General features: G+C 69.4%; 24 protein-coding genes. 5 read left to right on the top strand and 19 right to left on the bottom strand.

Annotation, left to right across the window (positions count from 1 at the left end; translation table 11 throughout):
* Positions 1–27: 27 nt before the first annotated feature.
* The 8 genes from LQ938_RS05350 to infC form a co-directional block, all read right to left on the bottom strand.
* A complete protein-coding gene (locus LQ938_RS05350; RefSeq protein WP_223723460.1) occupies positions 28–1,038 on the bottom strand; it encodes an amino acid ABC transporter permease in 1,011 nt (336 codons plus the stop codon).
* Positions 1,035–1,691, bottom strand: a complete 657-nt coding sequence (locus tag LQ938_RS05345; protein WP_223723459.1) for an amino acid ABC transporter permease — start codon at positions 1,689–1,691, stop codon at positions 1,035–1,037. Before LQ938_RS05345 ends, LQ938_RS05350 begins: the two co-directional genes overlap by 4 nt.
* A gap of 57 nt (positions 1,692–1,748) precedes the next feature.
* On the bottom strand, positions 1,749–2,657 hold the full coding sequence (locus LQ938_RS05340; RefSeq protein WP_223723458.1) for a glutamate ABC transporter substrate-binding protein: 909 nt from the start codon (positions 2,655–2,657) through the stop codon (positions 1,749–1,751).
* A 97-nt stretch (positions 2,658–2,754) separates the two neighbouring features.
* The gene (locus LQ938_RS05335) at positions 2,755–3,474 is read right to left on the bottom strand and encodes an amino acid ABC transporter ATP-binding protein (RefSeq protein WP_374197495.1); all 720 of its coding nucleotides are present in this window, start codon (positions 3,472–3,474) and stop codon (positions 2,755–2,757) included.
* A gap of 170 nt (positions 3,475–3,644) precedes the next feature.
* Positions 3,645–4,448, bottom strand: a complete 804-nt coding sequence (locus LQ938_RS05330; protein ID WP_223723457.1) for a TrmH family RNA methyltransferase — start codon at positions 4,446–4,448, stop codon at positions 3,645–3,647.
* A gap of 87 nt (positions 4,449–4,535) precedes the next feature.
* Entirely contained in the window at positions 4,536–4,922 is a 387-nt protein-coding gene (rplT, locus tag LQ938_RS05325; protein ID WP_223723456.1) for a 50S ribosomal protein L20, read from the bottom strand.
* Between the two features lie 27 nt (positions 4,923–4,949).
* Positions 4,950–5,144 carry a 50S ribosomal protein L35 gene (gene rpmI, locus LQ938_RS05320; protein WP_223723455.1) on the bottom strand — a complete coding sequence of 65 codons (195 nt, stop codon included), beginning with the start codon at positions 5,142–5,144 and terminating at the stop codon, positions 4,950–4,952.
* Between the two features lie 48 nt (positions 5,145–5,192).
* A complete protein-coding gene (infC, locus tag LQ938_RS05315) occupies positions 5,193–5,849 on the bottom strand; it encodes a translation initiation factor IF-3 (protein WP_223723454.1) in 657 nt (218 codons plus the stop codon).
* Positions 5,850–6,059: 210 nt separating this feature from the next.
* On the opposite strand from infC, the gene LQ938_RS05310 reads away from it, so the two are divergent.
* Positions 6,060–6,467 (top strand): DUF1844 domain-containing protein, encoded by a 408-nt coding sequence (locus LQ938_RS05310; protein ID WP_223723453.1) that lies wholly within the window; start codon positions 6,060–6,062, stop codon positions 6,465–6,467.
* Positions 6,468–6,580: 113 nt separating this feature from the next.
* Here the strand turns inward: LQ938_RS05310 and LQ938_RS05305 are convergent, their stop codons facing one another.
* From LQ938_RS05305 to LQ938_RS05280, 6 genes are read right to left on the bottom strand one after another with little or no spacing between them, the layout of a single operon-like run.
* Positions 6,581–7,369, bottom strand: coding sequence for an SseB family protein (locus tag LQ938_RS05305; protein WP_223723452.1), 789 nt, complete (start codon positions 7,367–7,369; stop codon positions 6,581–6,583).
* The gene (priA, locus tag LQ938_RS05300; RefSeq protein ID WP_223723451.1) at positions 7,353–8,099 is read right to left on the bottom strand and encodes a bifunctional 1-(5-phosphoribosyl)-5-((5-phosphoribosylamino)methylideneamino)imidazole-4-carboxamide isomerase/phosphoribosylanthranilate isomerase PriA; all 747 of its coding nucleotides are present in this window, start codon (positions 8,097–8,099) and stop codon (positions 7,353–7,355) included. The genes LQ938_RS05305 and priA overlap by 17 nt, the downstream gene beginning before the upstream one ends.
* Positions 8,100–8,157: 58 nt before the next feature.
* Positions 8,158–8,805: an imidazole glycerol phosphate synthase subunit HisH gene (gene hisH / locus LQ938_RS05295; protein ID WP_223723450.1), complete on the bottom strand. Its 648-nt coding sequence runs from the start codon at positions 8,803–8,805 to the stop codon at positions 8,158–8,160.
* Positions 8,802–9,419, bottom strand: a complete 618-nt coding sequence (gene hisB, locus LQ938_RS05290) for an imidazoleglycerol-phosphate dehydratase HisB (RefSeq protein WP_223723449.1) — start codon at positions 9,417–9,419, stop codon at positions 8,802–8,804. Before hisB ends, hisH begins: the two co-directional genes overlap by 4 nt.
* Entirely contained in the window at positions 9,416–10,501 is a 1,086-nt protein-coding gene (locus LQ938_RS05285) for a histidinol-phosphate transaminase (protein WP_223723448.1), read from the bottom strand. Before LQ938_RS05285 ends, hisB begins: the two co-directional genes overlap by 4 nt.
* A gap of 38 nt (positions 10,502–10,539) precedes the next feature.
* Positions 10,540–10,896: a LysM peptidoglycan-binding domain-containing protein gene (locus tag LQ938_RS05280; protein ID WP_223723447.1), complete on the bottom strand. Its 357-nt coding sequence runs from the start codon at positions 10,894–10,896 to the stop codon at positions 10,540–10,542.
* Between the two features lie 255 nt (positions 10,897–11,151).
* Between LQ938_RS05280 and lexA the strand changes: the two genes are divergently transcribed.
* Entirely contained in the window at positions 11,152–11,823 is a 672-nt protein-coding gene (gene lexA / locus LQ938_RS05275; protein ID WP_223723446.1) for a transcriptional repressor LexA, read from the top strand.
* Between the two features lie 71 nt (positions 11,824–11,894).
* Positions 11,895–14,054 carry a prolyl oligopeptidase family serine peptidase gene (locus tag LQ938_RS05270; RefSeq protein WP_223723445.1) on the top strand — a complete coding sequence of 720 codons (2,160 nt, stop codon included), beginning with the start codon at positions 11,895–11,897 and terminating at the stop codon, positions 14,052–14,054.
* Positions 14,055–14,121: 67 nt separating this feature from the next.
* Here LQ938_RS05270 and hflX read toward each other — a convergent pair whose 3' ends face one another.
* Positions 14,122–15,636 carry a GTPase HflX gene (gene hflX, locus LQ938_RS05265; protein WP_223723444.1) on the bottom strand — a complete coding sequence of 505 codons (1,515 nt, stop codon included), beginning with the start codon at positions 15,634–15,636 and terminating at the stop codon, positions 14,122–14,124.
* A 77-nt stretch (positions 15,637–15,713) separates the two neighbouring features.
* On the opposite strand from hflX, the gene LQ938_RS05260 reads away from it, so the two are divergent.
* On the top strand, positions 15,714–16,355 hold the full coding sequence (locus LQ938_RS05260; RefSeq protein WP_223723443.1) for a class I SAM-dependent methyltransferase: 642 nt from the start codon (positions 15,714–15,716) through the stop codon (positions 16,353–16,355).
* An 89-nt stretch (positions 16,356–16,444) separates the two neighbouring features.
* Positions 16,445–17,686, top strand: a complete 1,242-nt coding sequence (locus LQ938_RS05255; RefSeq protein ID WP_223723442.1) for an MFS transporter — start codon at positions 16,445–16,447, stop codon at positions 17,684–17,686.
* Between the two features lie 26 nt (positions 17,687–17,712).
* Here LQ938_RS05255 and dapF read toward each other — a convergent pair whose 3' ends face one another.
* The 4 genes from dapF to miaB all read right to left on the bottom strand — a co-directional run bounded on the left by dapF (position 17,713) and on the right by miaB (position 21,523).
* Positions 17,713–18,570, bottom strand: coding sequence for a diaminopimelate epimerase (gene dapF, locus LQ938_RS05250; protein ID WP_223723441.1), 858 nt, complete (start codon positions 18,568–18,570; stop codon positions 17,713–17,715).
* Positions 18,571–18,636: 66 nt separating this feature from the next.
* On the bottom strand, positions 18,637–19,059 hold the full coding sequence (locus LQ938_RS05245; protein WP_223723440.1) for a GNAT family acetyltransferase: 423 nt from the start codon (positions 19,057–19,059) through the stop codon (positions 18,637–18,639).
* Complete coding sequence (miaA, locus tag LQ938_RS05240; protein ID WP_223723439.1) at positions 19,056–19,976, bottom strand: tRNA (adenosine(37)-N6)-dimethylallyltransferase MiaA; 921 nt, start codon at positions 19,974–19,976, stop codon at positions 19,056–19,058. The genes LQ938_RS05245 and miaA overlap by 4 nt, the downstream gene beginning before the upstream one ends.
* A complete protein-coding gene (miaB, locus tag LQ938_RS05235) occupies positions 19,973–21,523 on the bottom strand; it encodes a tRNA (N6-isopentenyl adenosine(37)-C2)-methylthiotransferase MiaB (RefSeq protein WP_223723438.1) in 1,551 nt (516 codons plus the stop codon). The genes miaA and miaB overlap by 4 nt, the downstream gene beginning before the upstream one ends.
* Positions 21,524–21,608 lie beyond the last annotated feature (85 nt).

Here is a 21,608-nt window from a genome sequence, read left to right as displayed (position 1 = left end):
GCGGTCGCCCGGCCCGCGTCCGCCGCCTCAGCGCGCGTTCGCGCTGCCGCCGTCTCCCCCGCCACCGCCGTCGCCGAGACCTGCCCCGCCGGCGAGACCGCCGCCCGCGAATCCGGTCTGATCGAAACCGCTCTGGGCCACCCGCGGTGGCCGGCCGCCGCGCTGAGCGACGATGAGTTCGGTGTCGGTGACGCTCTGGGTGGGCGCCTGTGCTCCGGCCACGGGTCCGCCCTTCGCGGAACGGCGCAGGCGCTTCTCCACCCGCGTCGCGACGAAGGAGAGGATGAGGCAGAGCCCGATGTAGATGATGGCGACGATGATCGTGGCCGGCACGATGGGCGAACCGAGGGCCGCCTGCGATCCGATGTACCGGGCGTAGAAGAGCAACTCCTCGTACGTGATGATGTAGCCGAGCGCGGTGTCCTTCAGCGTCACGACGAGCTGCGCGATGATGACCGGCATCATCGCTCGCACGGCCTGCGGCAGCAGGATCAGCCGCATCACGCCGCTCTTGCGGAGACCGAGCGCGTAGCCGGCCTCTTTCTGGCCTCGGGGCAGCGATTCGACGCCGGCGCGGAAGACCTCGGCCAGCACCGACCCGTTGTACGCGATCAGCGCGATGACGACGGCCCAGTAGGGCTCCATCTTCACCCCGATGGCCGGCATGCCGTAGTAGAGCAGGAACATGAACACGAGCACCGGGATCGCCCGCATCACCTCGATGACCGCCGTGAAGGGCCAGCGCACCCAGGCGTGCTCGGAGAGGCGACCGATCGCCAGCACGAAGCCGAGGATCAACGCCCCCACGGCCGCGACGACGAACGCCGACAGCGTGCTGAGCATGGCCTCGCCGATCTGCACCCACACGTTCGTGTAGGTGAAGGCCGACCACTTCTGCGCCGTGAACTGCCCCGTGACGGCGAGTCGCCAGACGAAGAACCCGACGACGGCCAGCACGACGAGGATCGTGAGGACGCCCAGCACCCGGTTGCGCGCGATCGCGCGAGGACCGGGGACGTCGTACAGCACACTGCTCATCGCGCCACCCTCCAACGGTTCTCGAGATTGCGCTGCAGCCAGGACAGCAGGAGCACGAGCGCCACGAAGACGACCGCGACCCACAGGATGACGACGAGCTGGTTCTCTCCGCGCTCACTGAGGTAGGCGCGCACCGATCCCAGGTTCACGACCGAGAATCCCGCCGCGACCGTCGTGTTCTTCAGAAGCGCGATGAGCACGCTCATGAGCGGGGGGATGACCGAACGGAAGGCTTGGGGCAGCACGACGAGCGACATGACCTGGCCGAACGTGAGGCCCAGGGCACGGGCCGCCTCGGCCTGCCCGACCGGAACCGTGTTGATACCCGAACGGATCGTCTCGGCGACGTAGGTCGCGGTGTACAGACCCAAGGCACAGATCGCGAGCACGAGCGGCACGGGCGATGTCAGCCGCAGCCCGAACAACGGCGGCAGCGCGAAGGCGAACGCGAAGAACACGAGCGTGAGCGGAGTGTTCCGGATGGTGTTCACGTACAGCGTGCCCATCGCCCGGGCGATCGGAATCGGCGAGACGCGCATCGCGCCCACGACCGTGCCGACCATGACGGCGACGATGCCGCCGGCGAGGAACAGGATCAACGTGCCGAACAGGCCGTCCCACCAGATGTCGAGGTTGTCGGAAATGACGCCCACGTGCTGCCTTCCGTCAGGGGTTGCGGATGGGGGCGGCCGGCGGCCGCCCCCATCGGATCACTCGTCGACCGCGGGCTGCTCGCCCGAGATTCCTGCCGGAGCGAGGTGGAGGTCGAACAGCGCGGTCCACACGTCGCCGCCATCGGTCAGCAGCGTGTTGATGTGGTCCTTCAGCGCCGTGTCGCCCTTGGGCAGGCCGACGCCGTAACGCTCTTCGCTGAACGGCTCCCCCGCGATCTTCAGCGCGTCGGGCTCGAGCGCCACGTATCCGGCGAGGATGGCCTCATCCGTCGTGATCGCGTCCACCTGGCCCTGCTTGAGCTGCTCGACGCACTGCGAGTAGGTGTCGTTCTCGACGGTGTCGCCGGGGCTGTACTCGTCGCGGATGCGCTGCAACGGGGTCGACCCCGTCACCGAGCAGACCACCTTGCCGGCGAGGTCGTCGGGCCCGGTGATCGAGTCGTCGTCGGCCGCGACCATGAGTCCCTGACCGGTGATGAAGTACGGCCCGGCGAAGTCGATCTGCTGCTTGCGGCTGTCGGTGATCGAGTAGGTGCCGACGTAGTAGTCGATGTCGCCGTTCACGAGCGCCTGCTCGCGGTTGGCCGAGGGAATCGTGACGTACTCGATCTGGTCTTCATCGAATCCGAGGGACGCGGCGATCCACCGGGCGATGTCGACGTCGAAGCCGGTGCGCTCTCCGCTGACGGCGTCTTCGTAGCCGAGCCCGGGCTGGTCGTTCTTCACGCCGATCTTGACGCCGTCGCGAGCGACCATGGCGTCGTAGGTCGGGCTTCCCTCGAGGGAGACGTCGGTGGCGACTTCCCAGAGCGCCTCGTCGCTCGTACCGCCGGTCGCGTCACCGCCGGCGCCTCCGGCCGTCGGTGATCCGCTGTTGCAGGCGGTCAGAGTAAGGGCGGCGACGGCAGCCAGCCCGAGGCCGGCGATCGTTCGGGACATGCGCATGATTCTCTCCTTGCTGTGGTGGGACTTCGGTGCGACAGTGCGGACGGTGCGGCGGAGCGCTTCCTCTCTCGAAGCAGAGATTTCGGGGGTGTAGGGGTCAGTGCGTAATGAGCTTCGACAGGAAGTCGCGGGCACGCTCGCTCTTCGCCGCCGTGAAGAATGCTTCGGGGGCGGCTTCTTCGACGATCCGACCGTCGGCCATGAAGACGACGCGGTCGGCGGCCTTGCGGGCGAAGCCCATCTCGTGGGTCACGACGATCATGGTCATGCCGTCCTGGGCCAGGCCCACCATGACGTCGAGGACCTCGTTGATCATCTCGGGGTCGAGCGCGCTCGTCGGCTCGTCGAACAGCATCACCTTCGGCTGCATCGCGAGTGCACGGGCGATCGCGACGCGCTGCTGCTGTCCACCCGAGAGCTGGGCCGGCAGCTTGTCGGCCTGGTGAGCGACGCCCACCCGCTCGAGGAGCTCGCGGGCCTCGCGGTCCGCATCCGCCTTCTTCTTGCCCTTCACCTTGATCGGGCCGAGCGTGACGTTCTCGAGGATCGTCAGGTGCGAGAAGAGGTTGAACGACTGGAAGACCATGCCGACGTCGGCGCGGAGCGCGGCCAGTGCCTTTCCCTCGGCCGGCAGCTTCTGGCCGTCGATCTCGATCGTTCCGCTCGTGATCGTCTCGAGCCGGTTGATCGTGCGGCACAGCGTGGACTTGCCGGAGCCCGAGGGCCCAATGACCACGACGACCTCGCCCCGATTGACCGTGAGGTCGATGTCGGCCAGCGCCTGGAAGTCACCGTAGTGCTTCTGCACATCGCTCATCACGACCAGAGGGTCGCCACGGCGGACGGTGATGTTGGACGTCTTCGGCGCGGGTTCGGTCGGCGTCATCTCGCCAGGTTACGGATGTGCCGTGACGTTCACCCGCCCTCTTGACGGAAGCGTTACCGACTTCTAACGTTCGCGCGGCGCTTGTCACGCGCCGGAAACACTCACGACGTGCGCTGGGCGAAAGCGGACTCGTACAGGCACACGCTCGCCGCCGTCGCGAGGTTCAAGGACTCGGCGCTTCCGTAGATCGGGAGCCTCAGCGCGGCGTCCGCGAGCTCCAGGGCGTCGTCTTCGAGACCACGGGCCTCGTTGCCGAACAGCCACGCGGTGGGGCGCGCGAGGTCGCCCGCCGCGCGCGCGGTGAGCAGATCCTGTCCCTTGACGTCGGCCGCCACGACACGAAGGCCCGCGCCGCGGATCGCCGAAACCGCCGCCGCGAGCTCGCCGCCACGGGAGATCGGGATGTGGAACAGCGAACCCGTCGTCGCGCGCACGACCTTCGGGTTGTAGGGGTCGACGGTTCGCCCGGTGAGCACGACCGCGTCAGCGCCGGCCGCATCCGCCGCACGGATGATGCTGCCGAGGTTGCCGGGGTCGCGCACTTCCTCGCAGATCGCGATGAGGCGCGGCTCGCCCGACAACACGTCGCGAAGCGAGGTGGGGAACTGCCGCGCGACCGCGATGATGCCCTGCGGCGTGACCGTATCGGCCATCGCATCGATGACGGGTTCGGTCGAGTAGGTGACCTCGATGCCGGCGGATGCGGCGCCGTCCCGGAGGTCGGGGTGCCGCTCGAGCGCCGTCGGGGTGGCGAACAGGTCGATGACGGCCTCGGGCCGATACGCGATCGCCTCGCGGACCGCCTGCGGACCCTCGAGGAGGAACAGGCCGGTCTCGTCCCGCGCGCTGCGCTTGGCGAGTTTGGCAACGGCCCGCACACGCGGTGATCGGGGGTTCTCCAGCACGGTCACAGTCTAGAGGCGCCACTCGGCCCGGAAACGACGAAGGGACGCCCTCCAGAGGAGGACGCCCCATCGAACGAGTGCTCTGACTTACGCCGAGACCTTCGCCGCGTTGACATCGGCGGGCAGCGCCGACTTCGCGGTGGCGACGAGCGACGCGAACGTGGCCGGCTCCTTGACCGCGAGCTCGGCGAGCATACGACGGTCGACCTGCACACCCGCGAGGCCGAGGCCCTGGATGAAGCGGTTGTACGTGATGCCGTTCGCACGCGCCGCGGCGTTGATGCGCTGGATCCACAGGCGACGGAAGTCGCCCTTGCGCTTGCGGCGGTCGCGGTACGCGTAGACCAGGGAGTGGGTGACCTGCTCCTTGGCCTTGCGGTACAGACGCGAACGCTGTCCGCGGTAACCGGATGCGCGCTCGAGGATGACGCGACGCTTCTTCTGGGCGTTTACCGCCCGCTTGACTCTAGCCATTTCTCTTCCTACCTAACGTGCGTCGGCTCAGAGACCGAGGAGCTTCTTGGCGGTCTTCGCGTCGCCCTTGGCCAGGACCTGCTCCTGGTTCAGACGACGGGTGCGCCGGCTCGACTTGCCCTCGAGGTTGTGGCGCATTCCGGCCTGCTGCTTCATGAGCTTGCCGCTTCCGGTCAGCTTGAAGCGCTTCTTGGCACCCGAGTGGGTCTTCTGCTTCGGCATGTTCTCTTCCTTCGTGGTTCATCCCGCCGGAGCGGGAGGCTGGGGAGCCTATTCGGCTGTGGGGGCGGGCGCTTCGTCGGCCGACTCGTCGTCTCCGGCACGGGCCTGACGAGCGGCTTCCTTGTTCGCCGTGCGCTGCGCGTTCTGCTCGGCCTTCGCCTCGGACTTGTTCTTGTGCGGGGCGACCACCATGACCATGTTGCGGCCGTCGATCGTGGGATTCGATTCGACGGTTCCGAGTTCTGCGACATCCTCCGCGAACTTTCGGAGGAGGCGCACACCCTGTTCGGGACGCGACTGCTCGCGGCCACGGAACAGGATCATGGCTTTCACCTTGTCGCCGGCCTGCAGGAAGCCTTCGGCACGCTTGAGCTTGGTGGTGTAGTCGTGAGCCTCGATCTTCAGACGGAACCGAACCTCCTTGAGGACGGTGTTCGCCTGATTGCGCCGCGCTTCCTTGGCCTTCTGCGCAGCCTCGTACTTGAACTTGCCGTAATCCATGATCTTGACCACGGGCGGCTTCGAGTTCGGGGCTACCTCGACGAGATCGAGGTCGGCCTCCTGGGCCAGGCGCAGTGCCACCTCGATGCGGACGACGCCGACCTGCTCACCCGCGGGTCCGACAAGGCGAACCTCGGGGACGCGGATGCGGTCGTTGGTGCGGGGATCGCTGATGCGTAACTCCTCTGACGTGACGGGTGCCACCGAGATGCGTTGTCGTACCTCGGGCGGAAGGGGATCACGCCACCCGGCACGACGCGACGAACGCCGGCTTTCCCGCACCCAGGCAACCTCCGATGAGGAGGTGGAGTGCGATGACCCGGTAGCCTGGAACGGCAAGCGCGGGTGGGATGTGATCCTCTTTCGATCGGAGCAGACGCTCCGGTGCTCGCCCACTCTAGCAGAAAGTGCAACGTGGACTCCAACGACGACCGCTCCCCCGAATCTCCGGCCCCCTCGGCCACGCGCGAAGAGCAGTGGGAGGCGCAGGACCGCGCCGCATCCGCTGCCACCCGCGACATCGCGGATGTTCCCGCGGTCGAGGTCATCACGACCACCGCGGTGCATCTGCTGAGCGCGGCGGCCGTCAAGACGGGTCTCGCCGACAACCCCGACCAGCAGATGGACCTCGACGAGGCACGCAAGCTCATCAACGCCCTGGCAGGGCTGATCACCGCCGCGGCCCCCGAGATCAGCGACATGCACGCGCGATCACTCCGCGACGGCCTCCGGTCGGTGCAGCTGGCGTTCCGCGAAGCATCCGTCATCCCCGACCCGATCGGCAAGGGGCCGGGCGAGAAGTGGACCGGTCCGGTCAACTGACGCGCTCCCGCCGCTGCGCGGGGTGCCTGTGGAGTCACGAGCGGGGCCCCTACCCCGATTGACTCCACAGGCACCCCGCTCCGCGGCTCTGCACTCCGGTGACCTGCGGGGGGTCAGGGCGTCGAGCGGACGAGCTTCACCGTGAGCGAGTCGACCAGCACCGCGATGCGGTCATCGCTCGCCCAGCGGGTCGCGAGACGGGACAGCACCGCGTCGAGCTCGGACTTCTCGAGGCCGTCGATGAGGTGCAGTCGCACCACCAGTTCCGGACCGCGCAGCCGCGCCGTCGGATCCCCCGCCTCGATCTCCAGGTCCAGCACGGCGAGCTCGCCGCCGATGCTCTCCTGCAGCCCGCGGTACACGTCGGCGGAATGGAAGCTCGGCTCCCAGGGCTGGCCCTGCCCGATCGCCCAGACCGCGGGCCGGCGGAGCACGTGCTCCGTGTCGGACGTCGGGTCGATCACGATCAGATCGGTGTCGTCCTGGACGGCGGCCAGCGCCGTGCGGAGGCCCTCGGCGGGCACGGGACGAGCCGCGGGGTCCCAACGCTGCAGCGTCTCCACCGAGGTGAACACGGGCTGCACGCGCCGGCCGTCGGGCGCGGCGACGGTCACGATCGACAGCTCCTGGGTCTTGTCGACCGTCAGACCGTTCGGCGCAACGCCCTCCTCGCCCTTCCCCGCGACGAGCGGGATCAGCAGACGCGCGGAGCGGTACGCATCCACGATCGCCACCTGATCGCCCGCACCGTCCCGGAACGCGATGAGGGCCGCGAGGAGCGTGGGATCAGCCGACCCGTCGTCGTTCGCGTGCGTGTTCTCCTGAAAGCTGCGCCCCTCCCAGGGGACGCCCGCCGAGTCCGCCGAGTGATGATCGGCGTGATCGTCAGTTCCCGGCGACATCCAGCGCCTCGGCGAGCGTGAATGCTCCCGCATAGAGGGCTTTCCCGACGATCGCGCCCTCGACGCCGAGCGGCACGAGCTCGCGAAGAGCGGCGATGTCATCGAGGCTCGAAATGCCACCGGACGCGACCACCGGCTTCGGGGTGCGCGTGGTCACTTCGCGGAGAAGCTCGATGTTCGGGCCGCCGAGCGTGCCGTCCTTCGCCACATCGGTCACGACGTAGCGGCTGCAGCCGGCGTCCTCGAGACGGTCGAGCACGGCCCACAGGTCGCCGCCCTCGCGCGTCCAGCCGCGCGCGGCCAGCGTCGTCCCGCGCACATCGAGCCCGACCGCCACGGCGTCGCCGTAACGACCGATGACATCGGCCGCCCACTCCGGATTCTCGAGCGCCGCGGTGCCGAGGTTGATCCGCGTGGCACCGGATTCGAGTGCCGCATCCAGGCTGGCATCGTCGCGGATGCCTCCGGAGAGCTCGACCTGCACGCCCTTGACCTGCTTGATCACCCGGCGAAGGACCGCGGTGTTGTTGCCGCGCCCGAATGCCGCGTCCAGGTCGACGAGGTGGATCCAGGACGCACCCTGGCGCGCCCACTCGACGGCGGCATCGACGGGATCGCCGTAGCTGGTCTCGCTGCCCGCCGCGCCCTGCGTGAGTCGCACGGCCTTGCCGTCGGCGACATCGACCGCGGGGAGGAGGATCAGCTCGGGGGTAGACGCGAAATCGTTCATGGCTCCTTGCGCGCTCTCACGCGGGGCTTCTCCCCGGCCGGCGGCACGAGGTTAGACATTAGTCTGCCCGCAGCGTGCCGATCCAATTCGACAGAAGTCGGATGCCGGCGGCGCCCGACTTCTCGGGGTGGAACTGGGTGGCAGAGAGCGGTCCGTTCTCCACCGCCGCGAGGAACGGCGTCGCGCCGTAATCGCACCAGGTCAGCCGCGGGGCGGGAAACGGCTGCTGCGTTTCCAACGTCCATTCCTGAGCACCGAACGAGTGCACGAAGTAGAACCGCTCGTTCTCGATCCCGTCGAAGAGTGCCGAGCCGGAGGCCGCGGAGACCGTGTTCCATCCCATGTGGGGCAGCACGGGCGCGTCGAGCTGCGTCACCGTGCCGGGCCACTCGCCCAGCCCTTCCGTGTGCACGCCGCGCTCGACGCCGTGCTCGAAGAGCACCTGCATCCCGACGCAGATTCCCAGCACCGCGCGCCCCCCGGCGAGGCGGCGATCGATCAACTCGCCACCGCGACTCTCACGCAGGGCGTCGGCGACCGCGCGATACGCGCCCACTCCGGGCACGAGCAAGCCGTCCGCTTCCATGATCTCGGCACGGTCGGAGGTGAGCCTCGCGTCGGCACCCGCCGCGACGAGCGCCTTCACGGCGGAGTGGACGTTGCCCGACCCGTAGTCGAGCACCGCCACGGTGGGTGTGCGCGTCACAGAGCGCCCTTGGTCGACGGCACGCCGGTGACGAGCGGATCGAGAGACTTCGCCTGCCGGAACGCCCGCGCGAACGCCTTGAACTCGGCCTCGGCGATGTGGTGGGGGTCACGCCCCTCGAGCACGCGGACGTGCACCGTGAGACCGGCGTTGAACGCGATCGCCTCGAAGGCGTGCCGAACCAGCGAGCCCGTGAAGTGCCCGCCGATCAGGTGATATTCGTAGCCTGCGGGTTCGCCGGTGTGCACGAGGTACGGGCGTCCGCTGATGTCGACGACCGCCTGCGCGAGCGCCTCGTCGAGCGGAACCAGCGCATCGCCGTACCGGGAGATGCCGGACTTGTCGCCGAGCGCCTGGCGGATGGCCTGACCGAGCACGATCGAGACGTCCTCCACCGTGTGGTGCGCATCGATGTGCGTGTCACCGGTGGCTCGCACCGACAGGTTGGTCAGCGAGTGCTTCGCGAACGCCGTCAGCAGGTGATCGAAGAACGGCACCGAGGTCGAGATCGAACTCGTTCCCTCACCGTCCAGATCCAGAGAGAGATCGACCTGGGACTCGCTCGTGGCGCGCCGCAGCGAGGCGGTGCGGTGCGTCGCGGACTCCGTGCTCATGCGTTCGAGTCTATCGACGCGAGTGCATCGAGGAACGCCGTGGTCTCGGCCTCCGTGCCGGCCGTGACGCGCAGGTGGTGCGGGATGCCGACGTCCCGGATGAGCACACCGCGCTGGTACAGCTCGCGCCAGGTGCGGTCCGGATCGGAGACCCCGCCGAACAGCACGAAGTTCGTCCACGAGGCGTGCGCGCGGTACCCGAGCTCGGCCAGCCTCGCGCTGATTCGGTCACGCTGCGCCACGATGTCGTCGACCATGGCGAGCATGGTCGACGCGTGTCCGAGCGCGGCGGTCGCCGCTGCTTGGGTGAGCGCGCTGAGGTGGTACGGCAGCCGGACGAGCCGGAGCGCGTCGATGACGGCTGGGTCGGCGGCCAGGTATCCCACGCGAGCCCCCGCGAAAGCGAATGCCTTGCTCATGGTGCGCGACACCACCAGGCGCTCACGGCCGGGAAGCAGCGTCACCGCGGAGGGCGTGCCGTGCGGCGCGAACTCCTGGTAGGCCTCATCCACGATCACGATTCCGCGCGACGCTTCGTAGACGGCCGTCACGACGTCGAGTCCGAGCGGTGTTCCCGTGGGGTTGTTCGGTGCGCACAGGAAGACGACGTCGGGGTCGACCGCGGCGACCTGTTCGGCGGCGGATGCGGCCGACACCGAGTAATCCTCTGACCGCTCGCCGGCGACCCAGGTGGCCCCCGTCGCCCGGGTGAGGAGCGGATACATCGAGTAGGTCGGGGCGAAACCGAATGCGCGGCGTCCGGGACCACCGAACGCCTGCAGAACATGCTGGAGAACCTCGTTGGAGCCGTTCGCCGCCCAAATCTGCTCGCGGCGGAGACCAGCGCCGAGGTAGCCGGCGAAAGCCTCGCGGAGCGCGGTGAACTCGCGATCGGGGTACCGGTTCACGTTGCGAAGGGCCTCGTCCACCGCCGCCAGAATGTCGGAGGCCACCTCGGCCGGAACAGGATGCGTGTTCTCGTTGACGTTCAGAGCCACTGGCAGCGGCGCTTGCGGAGCACCGTACGGGATCATTCCGCGGAGGTCGTCGCGGATCGGAAGGTCTTCGAAGCTGAGGGACACGCGACCATCGTAAAGCTGTCGGGCTCTCGCCCGACCGCTCAGCTTCCGGCGGAGTACTCGGCCGGCACGGCCAGACGCTGTCCGGCGCTGACCGACGTGCCCTCGAGCGCGTTCAGGCGCACGATCTGATCGACGACGTCACGCGGGTCGGCCGACGGGGCGACCTCCTGCGCGATGGTCCACAGCGATTCTCCGGCGAGGACCGTGACGGTCTCGAACGAACCCGCGGGCGCGCTGTCGGCGCGGGAAGCGAGAGCAACCCCGCCGCTCAGGATGCCGACGCCGAGCGCGGCGGCGACCGGGAAGGCCACCACTGCCGCGAGGACACGGCGCCCGCGCACGGTGAGGCGCAGTCGGGTGGTGACGGGCGGGGCGGTGAAATCGATCGCGGTCATGACGACTCCTTCTGACGGGGAGAGATTCGTACCCGGCGCTCGGCCGGGAGAGCCGGATACGAATCTCTATTCCGAAGCTATCTTCGAACTTATGTGGTGTCAAGCAACCGATACCCTGAGGGAGATTCGAAGACGACACGCCACGCGGGTGCCTTCTCCGAGCCTCGAACCCGGATACGGTTTCGATACGACGACCACATCACCAACCTCCGACATTCGAATTCTTCGATGTCACCGGAAACGGAGCGAGTGACCATGACCGCACGCGAGAAGCCGCAGACGCGGCGGCGGAAGAGCCTGAGCGACAAGCAGCTCGCCATCCTCGAAGTCATCCAGCGCTCGATCGGCCGGTACGGATACCCGCCGAGCATGCGCGAGATCGGGGACGCCGTCGGCCTTAAGTCGCTCTCGAGCGTCACCCACCAGCTGAACCAGCTCGAGCTCAGCGGTTACCTGCGACGCGATCCCGGCAAGACCCGCGCCATGGAGGTGTTGATCGACCTTCCCGGCACTGCCGCCGAGAATCCGGCCGACAACGGGCCGACCGTCGGCGACGCCGCCCTCGTGCCACTGGTCGGCCGCATCGCCGCGGGCGTTCCGATCACGGCCGAGCAGCAGGTCGAAGAGGTGTTCCCCCTCCCCCGCCAGTTGGTCGGCAAGGGCGACCTCTTCATGCTCAAGGTGAGCGGGGAGTCGATGATCGACGCCGCCATCTGCGACGGGGACTGGGTCGTCGTCCGTTCGCAGCCGACGGCAGACAACGGCGACATCGTGGCCGCCATGCTCGACGGCGAAGCGACCGTGAAGACGTTCCGTCGTCGTGACGGCCACACCTGGCTGCTCCCGCGCAACTCCGCCTTCGAGCCGATCCTCGGCGACGAAGCCACCGTTCTCGGCAAGATCGTGGCGGTCCTGCGCGCCGTGTGACCTCGCGCACGCGAGCGCGACAGGCGAGCAACCCTGCGCGTGCCGACGCGGCCGCTGGGTAGCGTGGAGCTATGGAAAGCACTCTTCCCTACGGCTCCTGGCCCTCTCCGCTCACGGCCGCCGCGGTCGCCTCCGCCTCAGCGCGGTTCGACGGCGCCCGTTTCGTCGCCGGAGACGTGTGGTGGGCCGAGGGCGTCCCCGCAGAAGAAGGCAGGACGGCCGTGCGTCGCCGCCGGGGCGACGGAACGGTCGAGGATGTGCTCCGCGCACCCTGGAGCGCCCGCTCGCGCGTGCACGAGTACGGCGGCGGGGCATGGACCGCATCCGATGACGGTGTGCTCTTCTTCGTCGACGGCGCAGACCAGCGGGTTCGGGCCGTCCGCCTCGGCGAGGAGCCGGAGACCCTCACTCCTCCCGTGGACGGTGCCGCCTACGGCGGATTGACCTGGCAGCACGGCAGCCTGCTGGCGGTGCGCGAACAGCACCTCGGCGCGCGGACGCCGGCGCGTTCGATCGTGCGGATCGATCCCGACGGCGGCGGAGTGGAGGAGCTCGCCACCGGCAGCGACTTCCTGGCGCAGCCCGCCCTGTCGCCCGACGGCACACGCCTCGCCTGGATCGGGTGGGACCACCCTGCGATGCCCTGGGATCAGACGACGCTGCGCGTCGCGACCCTCGACGGCGAGTCCGAGGCGATCGCGCTGACCGATGGCGGGTCATCCGCCGTGCAACCGGTCTGGCTCGACAACGACACCCTGCTCTTCAGCGACGACCGTGACGGCCGTTGGAATCTCCGCCGGGCGTCACTCGCGCAGCCCCGCACGGACGAGGCCGTCGCCCCGGCGGATGCCGACAGCGGCGGCGCCCTCTGGGCTCTCGGCACCCGCTGGTTCGCGTCACTGCCCGACGGACGCATCGTCGCGGTGCGCACGCACGGCGCCGATGAGCTCGTGGTGATCGAGCCGTCCAGCGGTTCGGTCCGACCCCTCGGCATCGACGCCACGGCGTCCGCGTCGATCGAGGATGTCGACGGTACCCGGGTGCTCCTGATCGCCGCCGGGCGCACGGCCACCACGGGCGTCTGGCTGGTGGACGTCGACGATCCAGGCAACGCGGTCGCGATCGCGGGAGCGGGTGCCGCGGCCGGGCCCGAGTGGACGCCCGTCGCGCGGCACATCACCGTGGACGGCCCGCACGGCGAGGTGCACGCGTTCGCGTACCCGCCGACGAACCCTGAGGTGACGGGCGACGACGACGAACTGCCGCCGTACCTCGTGTGGGTGCACGGCGGCCCGACGAGCCACGTGGGCCCGTCCGCATCCGCCAAGATCGCCTACTGGACGAGTCGCGGAGTGGGTGTCCTCGACGTGAACTACGGCGGCTCGACGGGATACGGCCGCGCGTACCGCGAGCGATTGAAGGGCCAGTGGGGCGTCGTCGACGTCGATGACGTCGTCGCGGCGGCATCCGGGCTCGCTGCCGCCGGACTCGCCGACCCGGCACGTCTGGCCATCGAGGGCGGATCCGCCGGCGGATGGACGGTCCTGGCCGCGCTGGTCGGCAGCGACACTTTCGCGGCGGGCGTCTCGCGCTACGGCGTCGGTGACGCCCGCGCTCTCGCCGCCGACACGCACGACTTCGAGGCGCGCTACCTCGACGGGCTGATCGGACCACTGCCGGAAGCCGAGCACGTCTACCTCGAACGGTCGCCGCTCAGCCGCCCCGATCGCTTCCGCGTGCCGCTGCTCATCCTTCAGGGCGCCGAGGACCGCGTCGTCCCGCCGTCTCAGGCCGAGGCCATCCGCGACGCACTCCGCGAACGCGGCGTGCCGCACGCGTACGTGCTCTACGAGGGCGAGGGCCACGGCTTCCGGCGTGCGGAGACCTCCGTGCACGCTCTCGAGAGCGAACTCGCGTTCCTCGGGAGGGTGTTCGGATTCGAGACGCCCGACGTTCCGCCGTTCGAGCTCACTATCGGCTCGCTCACGGTCGCCTCGACCGCGGTGGGCCGCGAGATCGTCGTCGTCGATGAGGTCACCGCGAACGCGGCGCGCGATCTCGCGGTGCTCGTCTCGCGCGAGCCGGTGCGTCCCCTGTTCGCGCACGCCGTCGACGCCGACTGGGCACGGACCCTCTCGGAGCACGGCTTCACCGAGGTCGACCCGAGCGATCTGCCCGCCGGGTCCGCCTCACCGTACTTCGTGCTGCCGCCGACGCTCGACGGCGACTGAGCCGCGCACGACAGGAGCCGGGCCCGCGTCAGCGGACTCGGCTCCTGTTCTCGGCGTCAGCGAGCGATCAGCGCACGAACGGCGCCAACCGGCCGGCGAGCACGGCCGGCACCCGCACATGGAGCGCGGTGCCGTCTTCCTCGTGCCGCTCGAGAAGGATCATGCCGTGCTCGTGGATCGCCGACACCAGGTCGCCGCGGTCGTAGGGCACGAGCGCGTGGAGCTCGACAGCGGGAAGCGGCAGGGCCTCTTCGACGACCTGTCGAAGCTCCTCGATGCCCTCACCCGTCCGCGAGGAGACGAACAGCGCCGACGGAGCGAGCCCGCGCAGCACCAGCCGGGTGTCGGCATCGACGAGGTCGGCCTTGTTGAAGACGACGATCTCACGCGTGTCGCGCGCACCCACGTCACCGATCACGTCGCGCACCGTCGCGAGCTGCGCGGCGGGATCGGGGTGCGATCCGTCGACGACGTGCACGATGACGTCGGCAGAGCCGACTTCTTCGAGCGTGGAGCGGAACGCCTCGACGAGCTGGTGCGGGAGGTTGCGCACGAAACCGACGGTGTCGGTGAGGGTGAACACCCGGCCATCCGCCGTGATCGAGCGCCGCACCGTCGCATCCAGCGTCGCGAACAGCGCGTTCTCCACGAGCACGCCCGCCTGGGTGAGCCGGTTCAGCAGACTCGACTTGCCGGCGTTGGTGTACCCGGTGATCGCAACGCCGGGGATCGTGTTGCGGCGTCGCTCCGCACGCTTGGCCTCACGCGCGGGCCCGAAGTCGCGGATCTGCCGGCGCAGCTGCGCCATCCGGGTCCGGATGCGGCGTCGATCGAGTTCGATCTTCGTCTCACCGGGACCGCGGGAACCCATTCCCGCGCCGCCCGCACCGACCTGTCCACCGGCCTGACGGCTCATCGAGTCGCCCCAGCCGCGAAGCCGCGGGAGGAGGTATTCGAGTTGGGCGAGTTCGACCTGCGCCTTGCCCTCACGGCTCTTGGCGTGCTGGCTGAAGATGTCGAGGATCACGGTCGTCCGGTCGATGACCTTGACCTTCACGACATCCTCGAGCGCGCGGCGCTGGCTCGGAGCGAGCTCCGTGTCGGCGATCACGGTGTCGGCGCCGGTGGCGGCCACAATGCTCCGCAGCTCTTCCGCCTTGCCTCGGCCGACGTACGTCGCCGGATCCGGATGCGGACGCCGCTGCAGCACGCCATCGAGCACGACCGCGCCCGCGGTTTCGGCCAGGGCGGCGAGCTCGCGAAGCGAATTCTCGGCGTTCTCCTGCTCGCCCTGAGGGTGCACACCCACCAGGACGACGTTCTCGAGGCGCAACTGGCGGTACTCGACCTCGGTGACGTCTTCGAGCTCCGTGGAGAGTCCGGCGACCCGTCGGAGCGCCGCGCGTTCCTCGCGATCCCACTGCGCGCCATCCGCGTCGGCATCCGTCACCGTCGACGCATCCTGCAACGCCTGGGCCGACCCGAGATCACCACGCACGCGAGCTCGCGCATCCGCGCGCGCCAAAACCCGGTCGACCGGGTCCGTCTGCGGTTCGTCGGTCGGTTCGGGGGTGTCGATCATGTATTCCTTTCGGGGCGCCGCGGCGCCCGCTTACTCTAGCTTCCCGTGTCACGGGCCTGAACCGCTACGCTTTCGGGATGGGGAGTGACCACTACTTCACCGCGTCACCTGCCAGTCCCGAGAACCTCCGCACGATTCGTGTGACCCTTGCCGGTCGCGACATCGATGTCATCACCGCCGGCGGGGTGTTCAGTCCGGACCGGTTGGATGCGGGAACCGCCGTGCTGTTGGCCAATACACCACCGCCGCCGCCCGGCGGTCACTTCCTCGACCTCGGATGCGGGTGGGGGCCGATCTCGCTGTCGCTCGCGCTCACGTCGCCTCACGCGACGGTGTGGGCCGTCGACGTCAACCAGCGCGCTCTCGATCTCGTCCGGCGGAACGCCGAACAACTGGGTCTGACGAACATCAACGCGGTCGAGCCGGACGATGTTCCCGACGATGTGATGTTCCGCACGATTCGCTCGAACCCCCCGATCCGAGTCGGCAAGGACGAGCTGCACGACATGCTCGAGCGCTGGCTCCCCCGGCTCGACGAGCGCTCCGACGCGTGGCTCGTCGTCGCCCGCAATCTCGGCTCCGACTCGCTGCAGCGGTGGATCGGCGCGACGTTCCCGCAGGGGTACGGCGTGCATCGCGCGGCCACGGCGCGAGGTTTCCGCGTGCTCAAGGTCCGGCGGCACGGCTCCACGCCGACCGGCGCGATCCGTCTGCCCTGACCTGCGCGTCCTGGTACCCTCGCATCACGACGAAATGACGGGCTGAGGGCGCGATCCGGGTGGGGGACGCGCCGAACTGGAGCGCCGCTGTGTCGATTTCCCCCTCTCCCGTTCGCGGAATCTCCGCGTACCGGGTCCTCCCCCAGCGCGTGGGATGGAGTTATCTCCTCGCCACGGCCCTGGGCCGCCTCCCCATGTCGATGGTGCCGCTGGCGATACTGACGCTCGCGACGTCGGCGACCGGGTCGATCGCGATCGGTGGCTTCGCGGCCGCCGCAGCGGCGCTCGGCGAGGCGGTCGGAGCGCCGGCATCGGGGGCTCTCGCAGACCTCCGCGGACAGCGCGGGGTCCTCCTGACCGCGACCGTCCTGCACGTGTCGTTCCTGATCGCCTTCACGTTCGGCGCGGGCGTGGTGCCGGATGCGGTGACGATCGCCCTCGCCGGTGCGGCGGGTCTCACCCTCCCCCAGGTGGGTGCACTGTCGCGGGCGCGGTGGCTCGCGATCGCCCCCGCCGATCTCGACGCCGCGTTCGCGTTCGAGGGGGTCATCGACGAGATGGTCTACATCTTCGGGCCCGCCCTGGTCGGACTCGTGGCCGCATTCATCTCCCCGCAGGCGGCCACCCTGCTCGCCGCCGCCCTGATCGCTCTCTTCGCGACCCAGTTCGCGGTCCACCGCACGCACCGGCAGGTTCCGCTCCGGCCGCGCCGCACGTCGACCCCGGTGCCGCGCCGTCCGGGGTCCGGCCGCCGTCGGGCTCTCGTGGCGGTCACGTTCCTCGGGATGGTGTCGATGGGGGTCTTTTTCGGCGGCTCGCAGACCGGACTGGCCGCCTTCGCGCAGAGTGCGGGCATTCCCGATGCGGGCGCGCTGCTCTACGCCGTCATGGCCGTCGGATCTGCCGTGACGACCGTGTCGATGGTCCTGCTGCCGGGTCGCATCGGACGCTGGACCAGGTGGACGACGGCCGCGGCCGGAATGACACTGGGGGCGACGTGCATGCTGCTGGCCCCGAGCGTTCCGTGGGTCATCGGCGCTGCGCTGCTGGCCGGCGCGTTCCAGGGACCACTGCTGCTCACGATCTTCGGGGTGGCGGGCTCGCTCGCTGAGGACGGACGCGCCGGCGCCCTCATGACCCTCACCGCCAGCGGTGTGGTCGTCGGCATCGGGATCGGCGCTGCGGTCGCCGGGCAGCTCGCGCAAGCTTCGGGCCCGTCGGGAGCATTCGGCACCGTGCTCTCGGCGAGTCTCGTGCTGTGCGCCCTCGGACTGAGCGGCGCGGTCCTGTCGCGTCGACGACGGGGAGGCCTCGCGCCGGAAGCACCGTAACGGCCGGCAGCGGGGGCGATCCGGCGTCAGGCCAGCGCGACCTCGCCGTGGAACACGAGCGCGGTCGGTCCCGAGAGCAGCACATGGCCGTCCCGCATCCGCACCCCGAGTGTTCCCCCGGGCACGTCGACGGTCCAGTCATCGGGGGCGCCCGCCCCGGCCCAGTGCCGTACCGCCAGCGCCGCTGCCGCCACACCGGTGCCGCAGCTCAGGGTCTCACCGACGCCGCGCTCGAAGACCCGCATCCGGATGGCGCCGACGCCGCCCTGAACGAGGGGGTCTCGCGGCACGACGAACTCGACGTTCGCGCCGTGACGCGGCTCGGGGTCGAGCAGGGGGCGACGGGTGAGGTCGAGGTCGTCGAGTTCGGTATCCGCGGACACCGCGACGACCACATGGGGGTTGCCGACATCGACGCCGACGCCCGGACGCGGTACCGGCAAGCCATGCGCCCGCACGAGCACGTCCTCGGACTCGATCCGCCACGGTCCGAGGTCCACCTCATAGCCGCGATCGCTCCGAGTGAGCGTTTTGATCCCCGCGCGGGTGCCGATCCGCAGTCCTTCGCCGACCGCGGCGAGCCCCTGGTCCTCGAGGTACCGAGCGAAGACGCGGATGCCGTTGCCGCACATCTCCGCCGTCGAGCCGTCGGCGTTGCGGTAGTCCATGAACCATTCGGCTCCGGATGCGGCGGCCTCGCGGCCCTCGCCGAGCGCACGCGAACGCACGACGCGCAGCAGCCCGTCTGCGCCGATACCGAACCGCCGGTCGCAGAGCGCGGCGACCTGGTCGTCGGTGAGGTCGAGGGCGCCGTCCGGATCAGCGACGATCACGAAGTCGTTGCCGGTACCGTGCCCTTTCGTGAATGGGACGGTCTGCGACATGCGTTCCAGTCTAGGCGCCGTGCGTTGCTCGTCCGGCGGACCCGTACCCGCTGCGCGCGTGCGGCGTCAGTCGGCGATGAGGCGCTTGCCGGTCGCCCACGTGTCGAACGACTCGTAGCCGATCGCCTCGTAGAAACCCCGAGCGCCGGCGTTGTCGGGCCGCACCATGAGCTGCACCTTCGGGCAGCCCATCGCGAGCAGCATCCGCTCGACCTCGGCGACGAGGGCGGCGCCCACGCCCTGCCCGCGGTGGGTCTCGGCGGTCGCCAGGTAGTACAGCCACCCGCGATGGCCGTCGTACCCGCCCATCACGGTTCCGACGATGTCCGGTCCGTCGGCCGCGACCAGGAAGAGCTCGCGCTGGACACGGAGTTTTCGTTCGATGTCGCGGTGGGGATCGTTCCACGGACGCGTCAGTCCCGCGGCGTGCCAGAGGGCGACGATCTGGGCGGTGTCGGCCTCGTCGAACGCCCGGATGCGGACGCTCACGGCGCTGCCGCCACGATCACGCGAGCAGACTCCGTCGGCGGCACCCACATCAGCCCTTCGTATCGGCGGAACCACGACACCTGTCGGCGCGCGTATCGGCGCGTCAGCGCCTGCGTCTGGGCGATCGCGTCGTCGCGCTCGAGCTCTCCGTCGAGCTCCGCGATGGCCTGCGCGTACCCGATCGCACGCCGCGCGGTGATGCCCTCGTCGAGACCGCGCGTCCGCAGCTCACGGACCTCGTCAAGCAGTCCGGCATCCCACATTCCCCGCACGCGCGCATCGAGGCGCGGAACGAGATCCTCTCGGTCGATGTGGACCCCGATGAGCCGGGTATCGCCGTGCCAGAGCCGCGGACTCTCCGGCAGAGCGGCGCCGTGCGTGCGCTGTCCTTGGCCGAGGACTTCCAGGGCGCGCACGATGCGGCGTCCGTTCTTGGGATCGACCCGTTCGGCGGTCACGGCGTCGAGGACGCGCAGTCGTTCGTAGAGAACCCCCGGACCCGAACGGTCGAGTTCTCCCTCGAGCTCCGCCCGCAACTGCTCGTCGCGTGGCGGGAACCGGAAGTCGAACACGACGCTCGAGACGTAGAGGCCCGACCCGCCCACCAGGACCGCATCGGCACCGGTCGCGTGGATCCGGGTGATCGCCGCGCGTGCCGCATCCTGGTACCAGGCGACGGCGGCATCGTCGGTGACATCGAGCACGTCGAACAGATGGTGCGGGATACCGCGACGCTCGGCGACCGGGAGTTTCGCGGTGCCGATGTCCATGCCGCGGTACAGCTGCATGGCGTCGGCGTTCACGATCTCTGCGGGTCTGCCCTCGCTGAGGAGGTGCTCGGCCAACGCCAGCGACAGCGCGGTCTTACCGGTGCCGGTCGCCCCGGCGACCACCCAGAGCCGGGGCGGGCGAGTCACTGCGGGCGTCGGAGGGTCGGGAGTCCGAGTGACACCGCGCGCGGTGCGCCGGCCGAGCCCGCCGGCTCCGGGACACCGCACGATGCCGCCTGGGCGCGATCCCATGCGTCGCCGGACCGCGTCCGGCGGATGCGCAGGGGCTCCCCGTCGGGGGCATCGGCGAGAAGGTAGAACGGCGCCGCGCGGCTCACGCGTACGGTGACGACGTCTCCGGGGCGGGGCACGGGCGACCCCGACGGCACGTCGAAGTGAACGAGCCGGTTGTCTTCGGCTCGCCCGCTCAAGCGGTGCGTCGTGGCGTTCTTCTTGCCCTCGCTCGCCGAAACGAGCACGTGAACCTCGCGGCCGACCTGCTTCTCGTTCTCTTCGAGGCTGATGCGGTCCTGCAGGGCGGCGAGTCGTTCGTACCGCTCCTGGACGATCTCCTTCGGGATCTGATCGGCCATCGTGGCCGCCGGCGTCCCTGCCCGGATGGAGTACTGGAACGTGAAGGCGCTGGCGAACCGCGCTTCTTCCACGACCCGCAGGGTCTCCTGGAAGTCTTCCTCGGTCTCACCGGGGAAGCCCACGATGATGTCGGTCGAGATCGCCGCGTGCGGCATCCGCGCGCGCACGCGTTCGAGGATGCCCAGGAACCGCTCGGAGCGGTACGAACGCCGCATTGCTTTCAGGATGCGGTCGCTCCCCGACTGCAGTGGCATGTGCAGTTGCGGCATGACCGCCGGGGTCTCTGCCATCGCGTCGATGACGTCGTCGGTGAAGGCGGCGGGGTGGGGACTGGTGAAGCGGATGCGCTCGAGTCCGTCGATCTCACCGGCGGCCCGCAGGAGCTTGCCGAACGCCTGCCGGTCACCGAACTCGACGCCGTACGAGTTGACGTTCTGACCCAGGAGGGTGACTTCGAGCGCGCCGTCGTCTGCGAGCAGCCGGAGTTCGCTCAGGATGTCTCCCGGACGACGGTCTTTCTCCTTGCCGCGCAGGCTCGGGACGATGCAGAACGTGCAGGTGTTGTTGCAGCCGACCGAGATCGACACCCAACCGCTGTGGACACTGTCGCGTTTGGTGGGCAGCGTCGAGGGGAACACGTCCAGCGCCTCGAGGATCTCGAGTTCGGCCTCGTCGTTGTGCCGAGCTCGTTCGAGGAGGGCGGGCAGCGATCCCATGTTGTGCGTACCGAAGACGACGTCGACCCAGGGAGCCTTGTCGAGGACCGTGTCTTTGTCCATCTGGGCGAGGCATCCGCCCACGGCGATCTGCATGCCCTCGTGCACGTCTTTTCGGGATTTCAGATGCCCGAGCGTGCCGTAGAGCTTTCCGGCCGCGTTGTCGCGCACGGCGCAGGTGTTGATGACGACGACGTCGGGTTCTGTTCCCGCCTCGACGGGCAGATATCCCGCGGATTCCAGCGACCCGGACAGCCGTTCGGAGTCGTGCACATTCATCTGGCAGCCGAACGTCCGCACTTCGTAGGTACGGGCACGGCCGTCGGGGGTGAGCGCGGCGGGCGAAGGTGCGATCAGCGTGGGCGCGCTGGAGGGGACAGTCATGATGGGCTCATTCTACGTTCCGTGTCATGTCCTACCCCCGACCCTCGCCGCGGGGATGGCCACCCCGCGGGCACCCGCTCAGCGC

The sequence above is a fragment of the Microbacterium sp. cx-55 genome (genome assembly GCF_021117345.1).
Classification (GTDB): Bacteria; Actinomycetota; Actinomycetes; order Actinomycetales; family Microbacteriaceae; genus Microbacterium.
Note: the sequence above shows the minus strand (reverse complement) of the source record. Positions and strands in the feature narration are given on the sequence as shown.

What these genes read in the sequence shown, in the direction of transcription:
- rplT (WP_223723456.1), bottom strand. Translation starts at nt 4,922, where the DNA reads ATGGCTAGAGTCAAGCGGGCGGTAAACGCCCAGAAGAAGCGTCGCGTC.
- LQ938_RS05270 (WP_223723445.1), top strand. Translation starts at nt 11,895, where the DNA reads ATGGAAAGCACTCTTCCCTACGGCTCCTGGCCCTCTCCGCTCACGGCC.
- LQ938_RS05260 (WP_223723443.1), top strand. Translation starts at nt 15,714, where the DNA reads ATGGGGAGTGACCACTACTTCACCGCGTCACCTGCCAGTCCCGAGAAC.
- rpmI (WP_223723455.1), bottom strand. Translation starts at nt 5,144, where the DNA reads ATGCCGAAGCAGAAGACCCACTCGGGTGCCAAGAAGCGCTTCAAGCTG.
- priA (WP_223723451.1), bottom strand. Translation starts at nt 8,099, where the DNA reads ATGAACGATTTCGCGTCTACCCCCGAGCTGATCCTCCTCCCCGCGGTC.
- LQ938_RS05305 (WP_223723452.1), bottom strand. Translation starts at nt 7,369, where the DNA reads ATGTCGCCGGGAACTGACGATCACGCCGATCATCACTCGGCGGACTCG.
- LQ938_RS05340 (WP_223723458.1), bottom strand. Translation starts at nt 2,657, where the DNA reads ATGCGCATGTCCCGAACGATCGCCGGCCTCGGGCTGGCTGCCGTCGCC.
- miaB (WP_223723438.1), bottom strand. Translation starts at nt 21,523, where the DNA reads ATGACTGTCCCCTCCAGCGCGCCCACGCTGATCGCACCTTCGCCCGCC.
- lexA (WP_223723446.1), top strand. Translation starts at nt 11,152, where the DNA reads ATGACCGCACGCGAGAAGCCGCAGACGCGGCGGCGGAAGAGCCTGAGC.
- LQ938_RS05335 (WP_374197495.1), bottom strand. Translation starts at nt 3,474, where the DNA reads ATGAGCGATGTGCAGAAGCACTACGGTGACTTCCAGGCGCTGGCCGAC.
- hflX (WP_223723444.1), bottom strand. Translation starts at nt 15,636, where the DNA reads ATGATCGACACCCCCGAACCGACCGACGAACCGCAGACGGACCCGGTC.
- LQ938_RS05350 (WP_223723460.1), bottom strand. Translation starts at nt 1,038, where the DNA reads ATGAGCAGTGTGCTGTACGACGTCCCCGGTCCTCGCGCGATCGCGCGC.
- dapF (WP_223723441.1), bottom strand. Translation starts at nt 18,570, where the DNA reads ATGTCGCAGACCGTCCCATTCACGAAAGGGCACGGTACCGGCAACGAC.
- hisB (WP_223723449.1), bottom strand. Translation starts at nt 9,419, where the DNA reads ATGAGCACGGAGTCCGCGACGCACCGCACCGCCTCGCTGCGGCGCGCC.
- LQ938_RS05280 (WP_223723447.1), bottom strand. Translation starts at nt 10,896, where the DNA reads ATGACCGCGATCGATTTCACCGCCCCGCCCGTCACCACCCGACTGCGC.